Origin of the sequence: Amycolatopsis sp. NPDC051758 (assembly GCF_044453095.1) — a bacterium.
In the GTDB taxonomy this organism is placed as follows: domain Bacteria; phylum Actinomycetota; class Actinomycetes; order Mycobacteriales; family Pseudonocardiaceae; genus Amycolatopsis.
Genome location: NZ_JBITCJ010000011.1, coordinates 306,798 through 324,438, shown reverse-complemented (window position 1 = coordinate 324,438; position 17,641 = coordinate 306,798). Strand labels below are relative to the sequence as shown.

Annotated in this window: 12 protein-coding genes and 1 pseudogene; 5 read left to right on the top strand and 8 right to left on the bottom strand. The window is 70.6% G+C overall.

Annotated elements, in window-relative coordinates:
* Positions 1 to 64: 64 nt before the first annotated feature.
* Both ACIA5G_RS41485 and ACIA5G_RS41480 read right to left on the bottom strand, forming a co-directional pair.
* Positions 65 to 1,435, bottom strand: coding sequence for a cystathionine beta-synthase (locus tag ACIA5G_RS41485; protein ID WP_395933619.1), 1,371 nt, complete (start codon positions 1,433 to 1,435; stop codon positions 65 to 67).
* A 342-nt stretch (positions 1,436 to 1,777) separates the two neighbouring features.
* Positions 1,778 to 2,725, bottom strand: a complete 948-nt coding sequence (locus ACIA5G_RS41480) for a pentapeptide repeat-containing protein (RefSeq protein WP_395933617.1) — start codon at positions 2,723 to 2,725, stop codon at positions 1,778 to 1,780.
* A 117-nt stretch (positions 2,726 to 2,842) separates the two neighbouring features.
* Here ACIA5G_RS41480 and ACIA5G_RS41475 point away from each other — a divergent pair, with 117 nt between their 5' ends.
* On the top strand, positions 2,843 to 4,063 hold the full coding sequence (locus ACIA5G_RS41475) for an acetyl-CoA C-acetyltransferase (RefSeq protein ID WP_395933615.1): 1,221 nt from the start codon (positions 2,843 to 2,845) through the stop codon (positions 4,061 to 4,063).
* Positions 4,064 to 4,164: 101 nt separating this feature from the next.
* On the opposite strand, the pseudogene ACIA5G_RS41470 reads toward ACIA5G_RS41475, so the two are convergent.
* The 5 genes and pseudogenes from ACIA5G_RS41470 to ACIA5G_RS41450 all read right to left on the bottom strand — a co-directional run bounded on the left by ACIA5G_RS41470 (position 4,165) and on the right by ACIA5G_RS41450 (position 9,975).
* Positions 4,165 to 4,728, bottom strand: a pseudogene (locus tag ACIA5G_RS41470) (transposase family protein).
* 478 nt (positions 4,729 to 5,206) lie between these two features.
* Positions 5,207 to 6,739: a DHA2 family efflux MFS transporter permease subunit gene (locus tag ACIA5G_RS41465; RefSeq protein WP_395933613.1), complete on the bottom strand. Its 1,533-nt coding sequence runs from the start codon at positions 6,737 to 6,739 to the stop codon at positions 5,207 to 5,209.
* A 78-nt stretch (positions 6,740 to 6,817) separates the two neighbouring features.
* Positions 6,818 to 8,086, bottom strand: coding sequence for a YeeE/YedE family protein (locus ACIA5G_RS41460; RefSeq protein WP_395933611.1), 1,269 nt, complete (start codon positions 8,084 to 8,086; stop codon positions 6,818 to 6,820).
* Positions 8,087 to 8,253: 167 nt separating this feature from the next.
* Positions 8,254 to 8,937: a hypothetical protein gene (locus ACIA5G_RS41455; protein ID WP_395933817.1), complete on the bottom strand. Its 684-nt coding sequence runs from the start codon at positions 8,935 to 8,937 to the stop codon at positions 8,254 to 8,256.
* A gap of 204 nt (positions 8,938 to 9,141) precedes the next feature.
* Complete coding sequence (locus ACIA5G_RS41450) at positions 9,142 to 9,975, bottom strand: Bax inhibitor-1/YccA family protein (RefSeq protein WP_395933609.1); 834 nt, start codon at positions 9,973 to 9,975, stop codon at positions 9,142 to 9,144.
* 319 nt (positions 9,976 to 10,294) lie between these two features.
* Between ACIA5G_RS41450 and ACIA5G_RS41445 the strand changes: the two genes are divergently transcribed.
* From ACIA5G_RS41445 to ACIA5G_RS41430, 4 genes are all read left to right on the top strand, one after another.
* Positions 10,295 to 11,746 carry a collagen binding domain-containing protein gene (locus ACIA5G_RS41445; RefSeq protein ID WP_395933607.1) on the top strand — a complete coding sequence of 484 codons (1,452 nt, stop codon included), beginning with the start codon at positions 10,295 to 10,297 and terminating at the stop codon, positions 11,744 to 11,746.
* Between the two features lie 288 nt (positions 11,747 to 12,034).
* Positions 12,035 to 12,709 (top strand): class F sortase, encoded by a 675-nt coding sequence (locus ACIA5G_RS41440; RefSeq protein ID WP_395933815.1) that lies wholly within the window; start codon positions 12,035 to 12,037, stop codon positions 12,707 to 12,709.
* Between the two features lie 101 nt (positions 12,710 to 12,810).
* A complete protein-coding gene (locus ACIA5G_RS41435) occupies positions 12,811 to 14,805 on the top strand; it encodes an SDR family oxidoreductase (protein ID WP_395933605.1) in 1,995 nt (664 codons plus the stop codon).
* 116 nt (positions 14,806 to 14,921) lie between these two features.
* Positions 14,922 to 16,085 (top strand): cell division protein DivIVA, encoded by a 1,164-nt coding sequence (locus ACIA5G_RS41430; RefSeq protein WP_395933603.1) that lies wholly within the window; start codon positions 14,922 to 14,924, stop codon positions 16,083 to 16,085.
* 197 nt (positions 16,086 to 16,282) lie between these two features.
* On the opposite strand, the gene ACIA5G_RS41425 is transcribed toward ACIA5G_RS41430, so the two are convergent.
* Entirely contained in the window at positions 16,283 to 17,608 is a 1,326-nt protein-coding gene (locus ACIA5G_RS41425) for an amidase family protein (protein WP_395933601.1), read from the bottom strand.
* Positions 17,609 to 17,641 lie beyond the last annotated feature (33 nt).

Here is a 17,641-nt window from a genome sequence, read left to right as displayed (position 1 = left end):
ACCCGGCAGGGCGCTCGTAACGCCCCTGCCGGGTGAGCCGATTAAGACCTTTCTCAGCTGCTGTTCAGCGGCCGGCCAGGAAGCCCAGGAGGTCGTGCCGGGTGACCACGCCGGCCGGCTTGCCGTCGACCAGCACCAGCGCGCCGTCGGCGCCCTCGAGCGCCGTCATCGCGGCGCTCACCTGCTCACCACCACCGATCGTCGGCAGCGGCGGCGACATGTGCCGGTCGAGCCGGTCGGCGAGCTGCGCCTTGCCGGTGAACAGCGCTTCGAGGAGGTCACGCTCGTTGACCGCGCCGACGACCTCGGCCGCCATCACCGGCGGCTCCGCGCTGACCACGGGCATCTGGCTGACGCCGAACTCGGCCAGGATCGCGATGGCCTCGGCGACCGTCTCGTTGGGGTGCGAGTGCACGAGGTTGGGCAGCGAGCCGCTCTTCTTCGTGAGCACGTCGGCGACCGTCGCGCCGGAGGAGTCGGGCGGCAGGAAGCCGTAGGAGGACATCCAGGTGTCGTTGAACACCTTCGTCAGGTAACCGCGGCCGCCGTCCGGCAGCAGCACGACCACGACGTCGTCCTCGGTGAGCCGCTCGGCGAGCTTCAGCGCGGCCGCGACGGCCATCCCGCAGGAGCCGCCGACCAGCAGGCCCTCCTCGAGCGCGAGCCGGCGGGTGACCTGGAACGAGTCGGCGTCGGAGACCGGGATGATCTCGTCGGCGATGTTCCGGTCGTAGGTGTCCGGCCAGAAGTCCTCGCCGACGCCCTCGACCAGGTACGGGCGGCCGCTGCCGCCGGAGTAGACCGAGCCCTCCGGGTCGGCGCCGACCACCTGCACGGCGCCGTCGCTGACCTCCTTGAGGTACTTGCCGGTGCCGGAGATGGTGCCGCCGGTGCCCACGCCGGCGACGAAGTGGGTGATCTTCCCGTCCGTCTGCTTCCACAACTCGGGGCCGGTGGAGAGGTAGTGGCTCTCGGGGTTCTGCTCGTTGGCGTACTGGTTGGGCTTCCAGGCGCCCTCGATCTCGCGGACCAGGCGGTCGGAGACGTTGTAGTAGGAGTCCGGGTGCTCGGGCGCGACCGCGGTCGGGCACACCACGACGCGGGCGCCGTACGCCTTCAGCACGTTGCGCTTGTCTTCGCTCACTTTGTCCGGGCAGACGAAGACGCACTGGTAGCCCTTGCGCTGGGCGACCATGGCCAGCCCGACGCCGGTGTTGCCGGACGTCGGCTCCACGATCGTGCCGCCGGGGCGCAGCTCACCGGAGCGTTCGGCCGCCTCGATCATGCGCAGCGCGATCCGGTCCTTGACCGAGCCACCCGGGTTCAGGTACTCGACCTTGGCCAGCACGAGCGGCTTGAGCCCCTTGGTCAACGAGTTCAGCTTGACCAGCGGGGTGTTGCCCACGAGGTCTGCGATGTGCTCTGCGTACTCCACGCCCGCCAGCCTAAACGGCCGACCGGTGGCCTTGTCCACTCGTGGCCGGCCGGCTTCCGGGGGGCCTCCGGGTGCGCGTCGGTGACGCCGGGCAGCGTTCGCGAGGTCGGACCGCCCGGAGGAGACCGCCGGCGGCCACCAAGCCGCTCGTCTACGCCGGATCCGGCCCGAGGGCCGCGGTGCGCTGAGCCGTCATCCCGTCCCGGAGGGTCCGCCCGGCGCCGATCGCGGCAGGGCAGCCCATCCGAGGAGAAGAGGGAGGCGCACAAGCGTGCCGTCCGATGACCATCGCCAGTTCACCTCCTGCGTCAGGAATGGCGACCTTGTATTGCTGCGACGATCCTATCGGCCTTCCGGTTGCCCCGGATCGGCCTTTCGTGTCAATTGTGATCGCCCCGCCCGGTCGGCGACCGGGCGTTCTTCCCAGTCTTGCGGCCAGGTCCGCCGGAAGCCGTCTTGCGCCTCGGCACCGGCGAGCCGGGCGGCGGACTTCGTACCGAAATCGGCCGGACCTGCGAAAACGGCGCCGTTGAAGCTGTCGCGATCACCACCGAAAACAGTTCCGCGGAAATCGACGCGGTCGGCGAAGTGCGCTTGGTTGAAATCCGCTTTGGTGCGGAATTCGGTGCCGCGGAAGGAAGCGAGTTCGAGAAACCGGGTTTCGAAGCACACGATCGACCGGATCGAACAGTGGGTGAGGTTCAGCCCGACGAGCGTCGCCCCGGAGAAGTCGAGGTCGACGTCCGGCCAGAAGTCCCCGCTCGGCCGGTCCGCGGGGCCGGGGCGCAGGTGCAGCATCAGGATGCGCTGCGCGGTCTTGCGGACCTGCAGCTCCTCGGCGTTCTTCGCATTGTGCTTGAAGGGCATCCGCAGGTAGGCGCAGAGGACGTTGACGATGGTCTGCCGGTGCTCGGGGTACCCGCCGGCCAGCCGCTCGAGGGAGTACAGCCCGGCGAGGCGGACCGGGGCCTTGTCGCTGCCCAGCTGGTCGGCGGCCTTGCCGTAGATCTCGGTGATCCGGCGTTCGGTGGCGTCGTGGTCCTTCTGCGCGAGGTCCAGCTCGGCCGACCGCTGCCGGCGCGCGGCGAGCAGCAGCGCGGCGGCGCCCCCGGTGCCGACGACGATGTTGGCGGCCGTCCGCAGCGCGTCCAGCCGGGCGACGTCCTGCGGCCGTCCGCCACCCAGAAGAGTCAGCAGCAGCGTGGCGGCAACCCCGGCCACGACCAGCAGCCCGGCGCCCCACAGCAGGATGGTCCTGGTCCGCAGCACTCGCTCCAGCCGGTTCCCCACCGGGGTGATCCTGCCAGCCTCCGGAGAAGCTCACACCGCCTTCGGCTTTCTCCCGGGCCCGCGAGACGGCACTATGTGAGCAACCGCTTAGCTCGCGATACGAGGATGTGTCACGTCATGCCTGAAGCCGTCATCGTCTCCACCGCTCGCTCGCCGATCGGCCGCGCCGGGAAGGGCTCGCTGGTCAGCATGCGGCCCGACGACCTGACCGTGCAGATGATCCAGGCGGCACTGGCCAAGGTGCCGCAGCTGGACCCCACCGACATCGACGACCTGATGCTGGGCTGCGGCCTGCCGGGCGGCGAGTCCGGGTTCAACATGGGCCGCGCGGTCGCCGTCGAGCTCGGTTACGACCACCTGCCCGGCTGCACCATCACGCGTTACTGCTCGTCCAGCTTGCAGACCACCCGGATGGCCTTCCACGCGATCAAGGCCGGCGAGGGTGACGTGTTCATCTCGGCCGGCGTCGAGACCGTCTCACGGTTCGCGAAGGGCAGCTCGGACTCCTGGCCCGACACGCACAACCCGCTGTTCGCCGACGCCGAGAAGCGCACCGCGGCGACCGCCGAGTCGGGCACCGACAGCTGGACCGACCCGCGTACTTCCGGGGACGTCCCCGACGTCTACATCGCGATGGGCCAGACCGCGGAGAACCTGGCGCGGCAGAAGGGCGTCACGCGCGAGGAGATGGACGAGTTCGGCGTCCGCTCGCAGAACCTGGCCGAGAAGGCCATCGCGGACGGCTTCTGGGCCAAGGACATCACGCCGGTCACGCTGGCGGACGGCACGGTCGTCTCGAAGGACGACGGGCCCCGCGCGGGCGTGACGCTGGAGGGCGTGGCCGGGCTCAAGCCGGTGTTCCGCCCCGACGGCCGCGTCACGGCGGGCAACTGCTGCGCGCTCAACGACGGCGCGGCGGCGCTGGTCGTCATGTCGGACGTCAAGGCGCGCGAGCTGGGCCTGACACCGCTGGCCCGGATCGTCTCGACCGGCGTCACCGGCCTCTCGCCGGAGATCATGGGTTACGGCCCGGTCGAGGCGTCCAAGCAGGCGCTTTCACGCGCGGGGCTGTCGATCGGCGACATCGACCTGGTCGAGATCAACGAAGCCTTCGCGGCGCAGGTGATCCCGTCCTACCGCGACCTCGGCATCGAACTGGACCGCCTCAACGTCAACGGCGGCGCGATCGCGGTCGGCCACCCGTTCGGCATGACGGGCGCGCGCATCACGTCCACGCTGATCAACTCGCTGCAGCACCACGACAAGCAGTTCGGCCTCGAGACGATGTGCGTCGGCGGTGGCCAGGGCATGGCGATGATCCTGGAGCGCCTTTCCTGACCCGGACCCATGCGCCCCAATGTGGCGTTGGACGCAACCAACGCCACATTGGGGTTGCTTCATCGTGGTTTGCGCTGGTCAGACCGGGTTGACCAGGCATGCTAACGGTCAGGTCGTGGCCTGCCGGGCTGTGTCGCGGACGGTCGGCTCGTGCTGGTCAACACGAGCAGAGCCCGCACCAACATGGTCGCGTGACGCGGGTCGAGGCGGAGTTTGTCCAGCACCCGCCAGGCTTTCAGGGCGGCGAAGCCGCCCTCCACCGCGCACCGCATCGCCGAAAACACCGCATTCGCCCGCCGCTGCCCCTTCGTCAACGGCCGACGAGCCTCAGCCATTTACGGCGTGAGCACAATCTGCTCACACACCCCACCACAAGTCCCGCAGCCCCGGACGCCACGGACATCGGCATGCCAGCCATGGAAACCCTTGTCACCGGCCGGGGTCAGACCGCGGGCGTGGAGCCGGTCACGGATGCCGAGCCGGCGAGTCGCGGTGATGTCGGCGGTCTTGCCGGGCAGCGCCGCCGAGATCCACAACAACCGGCCGTTCTCGTCGGTCAGCCCGAGCATCACCAGGCCGTGGTGTTTGTGTTTGCCGCTGTAATTGGCCCGGTTGGACTTCCCGGTGCGGCGGCGGGTCCGGATCAAAGTCCCGTCCACCAGCACCACCGCCGCGCCCCGGGCAGCCAGCTTCCGCAGAACCCGCCCCAACCGGGCGGCTCGGGCAGCGAGCAGAGCGATGACTTCCAGCACCCAGCGCCGCACCGTGGAAGCCGACACCCCCTGACCACCGCCGACGTCGGCCAGGCGCGGGTCGTGACGCAGCACGGCCAGCACCACCAGCGCCTGTCCTGCGGGGTTGGCTTTGCGCCAGCGGGACCGCATCTGCCGACGTCGGGTACGGATTAGCTCGGCGACCACCAGCAGGGTCTGCCGGGACAGCGGCAGGTGACCTGGTAGGAAATGGGGTCGAAGCCCTCGGCGGGTTGTTGACTCACATCTCGATCTTGCCGAGGGCTTCACTTATGCCCAGGTCACCACGCCGGTCCCGGCAGCACCTTCCTGCCACCACACCCAACCAGCCCACCGCCGATGCCCTGACCAGCCACAACCACGATGAAGCAACCCCATTTGGGCGCTTCGGCTAGTGGACCATCATCGGCGGGGTGACCTCGTCGCCGTCCGCCGAGGCCGGGACCGCTGGGCGGGACTTCGGCAGGAACAGCGCCGGGATCACGCACAGCGCCACCAGCACCAGGGACCACACGAACGTCGTCGAGAAGGCGTCCGCCGCCAAGCCCGTTGCCGCGGCGTGCGACTCGGGGTTCAGGATCGCCGCCGTTGCCGCCAGTTGGCCTTGGGCCGTCGGGACGCCGAACTTGCCGGCCAGCAGGGCCGCCAGGATCGTTGCCATCACCGCCGAACCGATCGCGCCCGCGGTCTGCTGGACGATGTTGGTCGCCGTGGAGGCGCGGGCCATGTCCTTCGGCTGCAACGTCTGCAGCGCGGACGTCGTGATCGGCATCATCGTGCAGCCCATGCCCAGACCCATCACGAACAGCGCCGACAGCAGGACCCAGTACGGCGTGGTCGCGGTGACCTGGGTCAGCATCGCCATCGAGCCGACCAGCAGCACCATGCCCGGCAGCACGATGCGGCGCGCGCCGATCTTGTCGACCAGGCGGCCGGTGATCGGCATCATGATCATCGCGCCGAAGCCCTGCGGGGCCAGCAGGAGCCCGGCGTTCAGCGTCGTTTCGCCGCGCACCAGCAGGAAGTACGTCGGCAGCAGCATCATCCCGCCGAGGAACGCGACGAAGAACAGCGACATCGTCACCATCGCCACGGTGAACGACCGGTTCTTGAACAACCGGAGGTCCACCAACGGGTTCGACACCCGGAGCGCGCGCACCACGAACGCGACCAGCAGCGCCAGCCCGCCGAGCGCCGGCAGCCACACCTCGACGGCGCCGACCCCGCCCGCGGACGGGATCTTGGACACGCCGAAGATCAGCGCCGCGAGCCCCGGCGACACCATCAGCATGCCCACGAAGTCGAAGCGAGAAGCCGCTTCCGGCTCGTCCTTCGGCAGCAGCCGCCACGCCAGCAGCAGCGTGATGACGCCGATCGGCACGTTGATGAAGAAGATCCAGCGCCAGCTCACCGCGTCGACCAGCCAGCCGCCGAGGATCGGGCCGCCGATCGGGCCGAGCAGCATCGGCACGCCCAGCACCGCCATCACCCGGCCGAGCCGCTGCGGGCCCGCCGTGCGGGTCAGGATCGTCATGCCGCACGGCATCAGCATGCCGCCGCCGAAGCCCTGCAGGACGCGGAACAGGATCAGTGTTTCGATGTTCCACGCCGAGCCCGCGAGCATCGAACCGGCCAGGAACAGCACGATCGCGACCATGTAGAGCCGCTTGGTGCCGAACCGGTCCGACGCCCAGCCCGTGATCGGGATCACCGTGGCGAGCGCGAGCAGGTACCCCGTCGCGACCCATTGGATGACGTCGAACGACGTCGAGAACTCGAGCGTCAGCTTCTGCAGCGCGACGTTGACGACGGTGGTGTCGAGGATCGCCATGATGGCCCCCAGCACCACCACGGACGCGACCTTCAGCACTCCCGCGTCGAGCGCGTCACCCTTCGGCGCGGCAGCCGTACTTTCCGTTGACATCAGGAAGAAGTCCCCCAGTTAGTGGTTTCGTCCGAGAGGGTACTGGGGGACACCGACAATTTCCGCCGGGTTTCGCGGTCAGCAGATGCTGTCGGTCGGCACCGGGTTCGCGAGCCCGAACAGCGGCCGCAGCTTCAGCCCGATCCAGGTGCCGCCGAGCGCGAACACGCCCCACAGCCAGCCGTGCAGGCTGCCGGTGGAGATGCCGCCGAGGTACGCGCCGATGTTGCAGCCGCCCGCCATGCGCGCGCCGACACCCATCATGATCCCGCCGAGGATCGCCGCGACGGCCGTGCGCCACGGGATCGAGCTGTGGATCTTCCACGCGCCCGCGGCCGCGGCGGCCACCGCCGCGCCGATCATGATCCCGATGTCGGTGAGGCTGTTCTTGTCCTTCCAGATCGGGTTGGCCAGCGACGTCGCGTTGGACTTCTGCTGCCAGAACTCCCACGTCTCCGGGTGCAGCCCGAACACCTGCAGGATCTTGGCTCCCCACAACGAGAACGCGCTGGTGACGCCCCAGATCCCGCCGGAGACCAGGAACACCGCGCCGGCGAGCACGCCCAGCACGAGCGCGCCGACGAGCATCGGCCACGAGCCGCGGAAGATCCGCGCGAAGCCGTGTGCGGTCGGCACGACGTCCACCGGCGGCGGGGTGCGGCGGCGCTGCACCCCGCGGGTGACCAGGACGATCGCGGCGAGCACGGCGATCGTGATCGCCCACGAGCCGAACCAGCCGACGTGCTCGGAGAGCAGCACACCCTTGAACTCCGGCCAGCCGCTCAGCGCCGGGTAGGCCCAGGTGTAGAGCACCGACCCGGTGATGAACCCGCCGAGCGTCAGCACGATCGTCGACTGGCCAGAGCCGACCGCGAACAGCGTGCCGGACGCGCACGCGCCGCCGAGCTGCATGCCGATCGCGAAGAGCGTCGCGCCGACGAACAGGGCGAGCCCGAGCGGGCTCGCCGTCGGCGCCGGTTTGCTGCCGAACAGCCCGGCGCCGGTGCCGGCGATCAGCGCGATCAGCGTCGCGGCGGTGCCGAGCAGGAGGGTGTGGGCGCGCAGGCCCAGGCCGTTGCCGACGGCGATCAGCTGCCGCCACGCCGAGGTGAAGCCGAACCGCGAGTGGAACAGCGCGAGCCCGAGGCCCAGGCCGAGCAGCAGGAGGACGCCGAACTTGGCGCCGTAGCCCGCCCAGACGTACCAGGTCAGGCCGGCCGCGAGCACGCCGGCGACGGCCAGCGGGACAACGCGGACGGGGTCTTCCGGCCGCGGCGCGGGCGCGGCGCAGGAGGTGGGGAATTCGAGGAACTTCTTGTCACCGGCCGGTGATTCGGTCGTCGCCACCAGTACTCCAGGCTTGGGTGGGCGGAGCAGGACGATCAAAGTTAGGTCCGGTGACCGGTTCGTCGCAGCTCGTCGCACAGTGTGGGACGAACGGAGCAATCCGGGTGCCCCTGAACGCCACGAAGGCCCCCTCACCGGCTCGGCGAGAGGGCCTTCGGAGTGTTCGGCTAGGCGTTGCCCTTGACGCACATCGTGGTGGCGGGCTTCGGGTAAGCCACCGCGTAGTTCGCCTCGGTGCCCTCGCACAGGTTCTTGTCGGCCTGGCCTTCGACGACCTTGACGAGCTCGCCGTCCTTGGTCGGGTCGGTGCAGGGGACCTTCTGGTAACCCTTGGTCTTCGAGGTGAAGTTCGCCAGGCAGTCACCCTGCTTGGCGTTGATCATCAGGCACAGCTTGTAGGAGCTGCGGCCGCTGACCGAGTAGGTGTCGTAACCGGATTCGGTGCCGCCGGTGCACTCGTCACTGGCGCTTTCCAGCTTCTCGCCGATCTTGACGTTGGCCTTCGGGTCGTTGCAGTCGGCCTTCGCCGGGTCGTCGCCGCCCTGGGTGAACTCGGTGATCGTCAGGCAGTCACCGGCGTTGGAGCTGGCCGGCGAGTTCGAGAAGGAGACGATCCCGATGACCACGGCCGCGATCACGACGACGGCGAGGACACCGGCCTTGATGAAGGCGCCGGTCTTCGACTTCTTCGGCGGTGCGGGCGGGAAACCGGGCTGGCCGGGCGGGAACTGGCCGGGCGGCGGGCCGTACTGGCCGGGCTGGCCCTGCGGCGGCGTGCCGTACTGCTGCTGGCCGAACTGCTGCTGCGGCTGGCCGCCGGGAGGCGGCCCGTAGGGATCGGGCTGACCCACCGGCTGCTGGCCCCCGGGGGCCGGAGGGGGAACGCTCACTGTGAACCTCACACATGTGAAATTGAACGGACCCGGGACATCAAACACGCAGGGTGAGCACAGCCCGAACGGGGGTCCCCCGATAAGGTATTTACCCACAGAAAAGGCGCCCCGTTGATTACGGAGCGCCTTCACTGTGTAGCCGGTCGGAAACTGAGAGCCAGGTTACTCGCGGAGGTACGACAGCAGCCGCAGGATCTCCAGGTACAGCCAGACCAGCGTCGTCATCAGGCCGAACGCGGTGTACCAGGCCCACTTCGACGGCATGCCCTCGCGGATCATCCGGTCCGCCTGGTCGAAGTCGAGCAGGAAACTGAATGCCGCGATGCCGATGCAGAGGATGCTGAAGGCGATGGCGAGCGGGCTGCCGTCGCGCAGCGGGTTGAAGCCGAAGGCCAGCGAGCTGATCAGGTTGAACAGCATCAGGATCGCGACACCGACGACGGCCCCGACGATCCACTTGGTCAGCTTCGGCGTCACCTTGACCGCGCCGGTCTTGTAGACCACCAGCATGCCGATGAAGACACCGACGGTGCCGATGATCGCCTGCAGCGCGATGCCCGGGTAGATCACCTCGAACACGCCGCTCAGCGCGCCGAGGAAAACCCCTTCGGCAGCCGAGTAGATCAGCGTCAGCGGGCCGCTCGGCTTCTGGCGGAAGATGATCACCAGCGAGATGACGAGGCCGACGACGAGGCCGCCGATCATCGCGCCGATCAGGGCGCCGGGGAGGCTGCCGGTCGTGGTCAGCTCGCTCTGGGCCCAGATCGCGGTGACGATCCCGACGAGCAGCGCGACGCCGAGGCTCATGCCGGTCTTGATGACGACGTCGTCGACGGTCATCGGCCGGTCGCCCTCGCCGGAGGTGACCTGCCCGGGGCCGTATCCGGGCACGCCGCCCTGGGTCTGGTTGAAGCCCACCGGGGGGCCGTACTGCCCGTGAGTCTGGGTTCCGCCGCGGGGCAGGTTGCGGAACGCCGGATTGCTACTGGAACGCACCTGATCCTCCTGGATCTGCTGCTTTGTGGATCGACGCTGCATCGGGTTCAACGACCGCCGGGTACGTGCGGTTCCCGTCGAGTAAAGACAACTTTACTCGACGGCAGGCCCGTGGCCACGGTGGACACGGTATGCGACCGAGATCACGACCGTTCGCCGACAGTCACCTGAAGAGCGGTAGACAGTCCAGCCCCGTCGGCGCGACGCTCACCTGGCGTGCTCGGACGTTCACCGAACGCGCGTCGGGGAGTTGATCAATCGTGTGACCTGCGGAGACGCACCGGCGTCCCCGCGCGTCCGACGAAGGAGCCTACACACCATGAGGTGGTCAACACGCCCGCGCGCGGGTGCCCGCGCGCTCACCGGACTGGTCGCCGCGGCCCTGCTCGCCACGCTCTCCGCCACCGCCGGCGCCCCCGTGGCCGCCGCGGCCACGCAGGAAGGCGTCGGCCACGAGGTGAAGCCGGGCCAGGACGGCACCGGCAGCCGGAACTGGCTGGGGTCGTACGTCGTCGGCGGGCAGCAGGTGTTCTGCGTGAGCTTCCAGCTGAAGGCGCCGGACACCGACGAGGTCTACAAACCCGGCGACGAGCTGCTCACGAAGTGGGGCACCAAGCTCCCCGCCGACCAGGCGGCGAACATCTCGTACCTGCTGCTGCGCTACGGCGACACGAAGAAGCCGGACGAGGCCGCGGCGCTCGCGCACCTGCTGCACTCCTGGACCTCGGCGCCGCGCACACCCGCCGACCTCGACGCGTCCCTGCCCGCCGCGAAGATCGCCTACGACGCGCCGTTCCACCTGGCCGGCCTGCCGGCGGGCGCCCGGGCCGCCGTGGACCGGCTGAAGACCGAGGCCGAGACCAACCGCGGCCCGTGGACGGCGTCGGTGACAAAACCGGACGGCGACCAGCACCTCGGCGAGCCCGCCGCGTGGACGGTCACCGTGAAGAACGCCAAGGGCAAGGGCGTTTCCGACGTCCCGGTGAAGCTGACCGCGACCGCCGCGACGCTCGGCGAAGACGCTGCTGTCACCGCTGGGAACGCGAGCCCGCAGGCCGCGGCGAAGGACGTCACGCTCAAGACCGGCGCCGACGGCACCGTGCAGGTGAAGCTGACGCCGACCGGTGATCAGCCGAAGCTCGTGGCGTCGCTGTCCGCGCCGGCCGACCGGCCGTACGTGCGGGCGCCGGTCGACACCGCGAAGCAGCGCGTCGTCTCCACCGGCGGGGAGAAGGAACTGACGGCCCAGGGCGTCGTGAACGTCGCCAAGCCCGGCAAGGTGCAGGTGACGAAGACCGACGCGAACACCGGCAAGGGGGTCGGCGGCGCGGTCCTGCGGATCACCGGCAAGGACAAGACGACGGCCGCGCTCGGCCAGGACGGCAAGCCGCTCACCGGCGCCGACGGCAAGCCCGCCGTGGTCACCACGGACGGCGCGACCGGTGGGGTGACGGTCGAGAACCTCCGTGCGCCGCAGGAGATCTGCATCGTGGAGGCCAGCCCGCCGCCGGGCTACACGAACGCGTACGACCCGCAGAACCCGCCTTCGGCGTGCGGCACCGTGAAGCCGGACGAGACCCTCGCGCTGACCGTGACGAACAAGCCGAACGAGGTGCCCCGCGCGATCCCGGCCGGCGACCAGCCGGTGGCCCAGGCGCACGGCGTGGTCGAGACGAGCTATTCGGCGCCGGGCCTGGCCGGGCTCGGCCTGCTGGTGCTGCTCGGCGCCGGGCTGGCCGGCTTCGCCGCGCGGCGGGCTTCGCGCAGGTAGTGCGGAATGGCAGGCGACAACGGGCAGGACGACAGCTGGTTCGTCGACGAATGGCACCGCGGCGAGTGGCAGGCCGGCGACGACGGGCAGGCCGGCGGCAACCGGCGGGGCACCGACTGGCAACGCGGCACCGGCTCGCAAGCCGCGGACGTCCGGCAGCGGAACCGGCCCGGAACGAACCCGGGCGGCGAGTGGCCGGCAAGCGGCGACGCCTGGACCGGAGTGAACGACGACTGGCCGGCAGGCGGCAAGGACGGCGACTGGCCCGCGCCGAAGCGCCGTGGGCGGCTGCTCGTCGGCTTCGTGCTCGGCGCCGCGACCGTGCTCGCGGTGCAGTTCGGCTCGTCCGTGCTCACCTCACCGCCCGTTGCCGTGGTGGCCGGGACCGCGCTGCCGGCCGCGGGTGCCGCCGCTCCGGCCGCGCGCCCGAGCACGCCCGCACCACCGCCGTCGCCGACGACCACCACGAGCGCCGCTCCCGCGGCCCCGGCCGCCCAGACGTCCACACCGCCGCCGCCCCCGGTGCAGAAACCGGGCACCGTCCGGCTGCCCGCCGGCGGCACGGCCGCGCTCGTGCGCCAGGACCTCGGCCCCGGCGGTGAGCTGCCGATCCCCGCGGACCTCGGCCAGGCGACCTGGTGGGGCGCCGAGCTCGACGCCGCCGGTGGGGCGAGCGTCTTCGCCGGGCACGTGAACTGGCGCGGCGCCACCGGCCCCTTCGCCGAGCTGTGGACCGCCCGGATCGGCGGTGAAGTGACCATTGTGGACGGTGCGGGGAAGCCGTGGCGGTACCGGATCTCCCAGCTGGTCACGGTGCACAAGAACGACCTGCCCGCGCGGGCCGAGGACCTGTTCGGCCAGTCCGGCCCGCACCGAGTGGTCCTGGTGACCTGTGGCGGCCGCTGGGTGGGAGGCTCGGACGGCTACGAGGAGAACCGCGTCGTCATCGCGGACCCCGCATAAGTTACCCGTGAGTAACTTCACGTCGTGCCACGGTGGTCAGTGACGCCCTGATGCAGCAGAATGCCCAAGGTCAGGCGAAGGCAGCGAGAGGTGAGAAGACGATGGCGACGTTCTTGGTGACCGGCGCGACCGGACTGATCGGGCGCCAGTTCACCCGGCTGCTGCTCTCCCGCCCCGAAGACGACCGCGTCGCGCTGCTGGTCCGCGCGTCGAGCAAGGCCAAGCTGGCCGCGCTGGTCGACCAGTGGCCGCACTCCGACCGCGTCACGCTGGTCACCGGCGACCTCGGCGAGCCGCTGCTCGGCGTGTCCGAGGCGGACCGCGAAGAGCTGCGCGGGCACGTCGACCACGTGGTGCACCTGGCCGCGCTCTACGACCTCACCGCCGACGACGAAGCCAGCATCAAGGCCAATGTGGACGGCACGCGCGCCGTCGTCGATCTCGCCGCCGACCTGCGCGCCAGCTGCCTGCACCACGTCTCGTCGGTGGCCGTCGCGGGTGACCATGAAGGCGTCTTCACCGAGGAGATGTTCGACGCCGGCCAGCGGCTGGTCACGCCGTACCACCGGACGAAGTTCGAGGCCGAGAAGATCGTCCGCGAGCAGGACCGGGTGCCGTGGCGGGTGTACCGGCCGGCCGTCGTCGTCGGGCACTCCGAGACCGGCGAGATGGACAAGGTCGACGGGCCGTACTACCTGTTCCCCGCGATCAACCGGCTCGCCGCGCTGCCGGACGTGCTGCCGATCGTCGGCCCCGACCTCGGCGACACCAACATCGTGCCGGTCGACTACGTCGCCAAGGCGCTGCTGGAGCTGGTGGTCAAGCCCGGCCTCGACGGCCACGCCTTCCACCTGGTCAACCCGGAGCCGCAGCCGGTCGTCTCGGTGTACAACGCCTTCGCGAAGGCCGCGGGCGCGCCGACGATCACCGCGCAGTTCGGCGAAGGCCTCTCGAAGCGGATCGTCGGGCTCGTCAAGCTGACCGAGCACATCCCCGGCGTCACCATCGCCCGTGACGCCGTGATGGAGCGGTTCGGCATCCCGCCGGTGCTGCTGGAGACGATGGCGTTCCCGTCGGTGTTCTCCTCGGCCGAGACGCGCAAGGCGCTGGCCGGCAACGTGGAGGTGCCGCGGCTGGAGGACTACGCGCCGACGCTGTGGCGCTACTGGCGTGAGCACCTCGACCCGTTCCGCGCGCGCAAGCACGGCCCGCGCGGTGAGCTGGACGGCCGCCGCGTGATCATCACCGGCGCGTCGTCGGGCATCGGCCGGGCGACGGCGCTGAAGGTCGCGGCGGCCGGTGGCGTCCCGCTGCTGGTCGCGCGCCGGCAGCACGAGCTCGAAGAGGTCCGCGACGAGATCATCGCGGCCGGCGGCACGGCGTCGGTGTACCCGGCCGACCTGACCGACGAAGACTCGGTGCACAAGGCCGTCGACGCGATGCTGGCCGAGCACGGCCGGATCGACATGCTGGTCAACAACGCCGGCCGGTCGATCCGCCGGTCGATCAAGCTGTCGTACGACCGGATGCACGACTACGAGCGCGCGATGGCGATCAACTACTTCGGCGCGGTCCGGCTGATCCTCGCCGTGCTGCCGCACATGTCGGAACGGAAGTTCGGGCACATCGTGAACGTGTCGTCGATCGGCGTCCAGGGCATCGCGCCGCGATTCTCGGCATACGCGGCGTCGAAGGCGGCGCTGGACTACTTCTCGCGAATCGCGGCGACCGAGACGCACGGCGACGGGATCACGTTCACCACCATCCACATGCCGCTGGTGCGCACGCCGATGATCCGGCCGACGAAGATCTACGACGCGTTCCCGACGAAGTCGCCGGAGCAGGCGGCGGACATGGTGATGAAGGCACTGGTCGAGCGGCCCAAGCACATCGGGACGCCCGCCGGGCAGGCGATCGGGCTGGCGTACACGCTCACGCCGGGCCTCACCGACGCCGTCGCGTACCAGGGTTTCCGGATCTTCCCGGATTCGGCCGCGGCGGGCGGTTCGGGCGGTCTCAAGATCGGACGTGGTGAGAAACACCTTTCCCGCGCGGCGATGGCGCTCGCCCGGCTTTCCCGCGGCTTCCACTGGTGACTCTGCGTTTTCCGGGTGCCGCCATTCCGGCGACGCGCCGCCTGAACCGCGACACGTGTTGGTGATTTGTTAAGCCGGACGGCGGATGCGGACGGTGCCCGGGTACGGTCGGGCGCATGGTTCCTGAGCGCGACCACGCCGCGAGCGCCCTCAACGGCCTCCTTCCCCTCCGTCGTGAATACACCCAGGCCTGGCACGGCTTCGACCGCAACGAGGTGCGTCAGTACCTCGACCACGTCGAGGCGCAGCTGCGCCGGGTGATCAGCGACCGCGACGCCGCCGTGGCGCAGGCCGCCGCCGCGACCCGCGAGGTCGAGTCGGTCCGGCAGCAGGTGGCTTCGCTGGAAGCGCGCGTCGAGGAGCTCAAGAAACCGCCGGAGCGGCTCGAGGACCTCGACGAGCGGATGCAGCGCACGGTCACCCTCGCGCAGGCCCGCGCGGACGAGATCATCAAGCGCGCCGAGGCGGCCGCGGAGAAGACGTGGGCGGGCTCGACCGAGGCGTCGACGAAGCTGCGTGAGCGCTACACGCGACTGGTCACCGAGCTGGACAAGCAGGCCGACCTGCTGCACTCCGAGCACGAGAACGCGCTTTCCGAGACGCGCGCGGAGGTGCAGCGGCTCACCGTCGAGGCGGCGCAGCGGCGCGAGCTGCTCGACAACGAGGCGGAGCGGAAACGGCGGAAGCTCGAGCGCGAGTTCGAAGCGTCCCAGGCGGCCCAGAAGGCGGCGCTGGAGAAGCACGTTGCCGACCAGCGCACGGCGAGCAAGAACCAGGCCGAGCGCCGGCTCGCGGAGGCGACGGCCGAGGCGAAGCGCCGTCTCGACGAGGCCACGGCGGAAGCCAAGCGCCGGCTCGACGAGGCGACGACCCAGGCGGCCCAGCGCACGACGGCGGCGAACCGCAAGGTCGAGCGGCTGGCGGAGATCCGCGAGCAGGCCCGCAAGAGCCTGGCCGCGGCGGAGGACATCCTCAACCGCAGCGAGACCCAGCTGGCGACGCTGCCGGAGGAAGCGGTGATCCCCCAGGCGTCCAAGCTGGTGGGTGGCGACTCCGCGCCGGACTCCCCGACGACCCCTTCGGCACCGGTCGTGCCGGTGGTCCAGCCGTCGATCCCGGCCTCGGTCAAGGCTGCGCCCAAGCCGGTCCAGACCGCGAAGGCGGCTCCGCAGGCGAAGCCGGGGAACGCGCCCGCGAAGCAGAACGGCCCGGCGACCAAGCCGGCCAACGGCAACGGCGCGAAGCCGCTGTCCCCGACGGCGAGCAAGCCGGGTTCCTGACGTACTTCCGCCGAAGGCCGTCCCGAGTGATCGGGGCGGCCTTCGCGGCGTTCCGGGCCTGAGCAGCCCCCGAATTCCACGCTACCGGTGAGCACCGACAGTTCCGGCGCCCGCGCGCGACTTGTCCACAGGGCCGGTCAAGCGCCCCAAGGCGGCCTTCGGTGCGTCAGACGCACCCAATGTGGCCTTGGGGCGCTTCAGTTGCGGGCGGTCCGGGGCCAGGGGTTCGCGGACTCCAGCTGGGCCGCCAGGCCCAGCAGCAACGACTCCCCGCCCGGGCGGGCCACCAGCTGGACCGAAGTCGGCAAACCGGACACCGTGGAACGTCCCACCGGAACGGTGATCGCCGGGTAGCCCGCCAGGTTCCACTGTCCCGTGAAGCCGGCCAGGCGCGTCGACGGCAGGACGTTCGACAGCCACCGCCGCTCGTGCCAGCGGCCGGCCTTCACCGGCCAGTGCGACAGCGTCGGTGTCATCAGGACGTCGTGCGACTCGAAGAACTCTTCCGCCCGCGACAGCCAGTTCTCCCGTGTGCGCTCGCGGATCAGGCCCGTGCGCTCCAGCAGGTTGCCCAGGCGGACGTGCATGCGCGTCCGCTTCTGGAACCGCCGGGCGTCGAAGTCGTGCGCCTGGCGGGCCGGGCCGGCGAGCCAGCGGGCCGTCATGCCGAGCACCATCGTCGCCGGGTAGCGCGGGGCTCCCGGTGAGACGTCGTGGCCGACCGCCGTCAGGAAGCCCGCGGCCTGCGAAACCGCCGCCACCAGCTCGCGGGGCACCGGGGTGTGGAGCAGCGGCACCGTGGTGGACGTCGCGATGCGCACCGCGGACGGCGTGGGCACCGAAGCCAGCGAAGGCTTGTCCGCCAGCACCGAGAGCAGCACCGCCGCGTCGGCGACCGTCGTGGTCAGCGGGCCGTGCGCCGACATGCCGAACCAGCCGCCTTCGGCCAGCAGGTCCGCGCCCGGCTTGAGCCCGACCAGCCCGCACATCGCCGCGGGCAGCCGGACCGAGCCCATGCCGTCGGTGCCGTGCGCCACCGGCACCAGGCCGGCCGCGACCGCCGCCGCGCTGCCGCCGGACGAGCCGCCCGAGGCGTACGTCGGGTCCCACGGGTTCCGCGCGATGCCGTCCGGGGTGTCGCTCATCGGCCAGATGCACAGCTCCGGCACGCGTGTCAGGCCGACGAGCACCGCGCCGGCCGCTCGCAGCCGCGTCGCGATCACGCCGTCCTCGGCCGCGGGCGCGGACGACCCCGCCAGCGAACCGTGCGAAGCGAACTCACCCGCGATCTCCGTGACGTCCTTGACCGCGACGGGCACCCCGGCCAGCGGCAGCGACGCAAGATCCGGCCGCGCGGCGACCTCGGCGGCTTCCGCGAGCGCCTCGGCGGTGCGCACCCGGCGGAAGGCGCCGACCACGCCGTCCGCCGCGGCGATCCGGTCGAGCGCCTCCTTGGTCACCTGCACCGGGTCGAGGGTCCCGGCCCGGACGGACGCCGCGATCTCTGCTGCCGTCAACACCATGATCGGACCCTAGCCCACAAGAGGGCGGCAAAA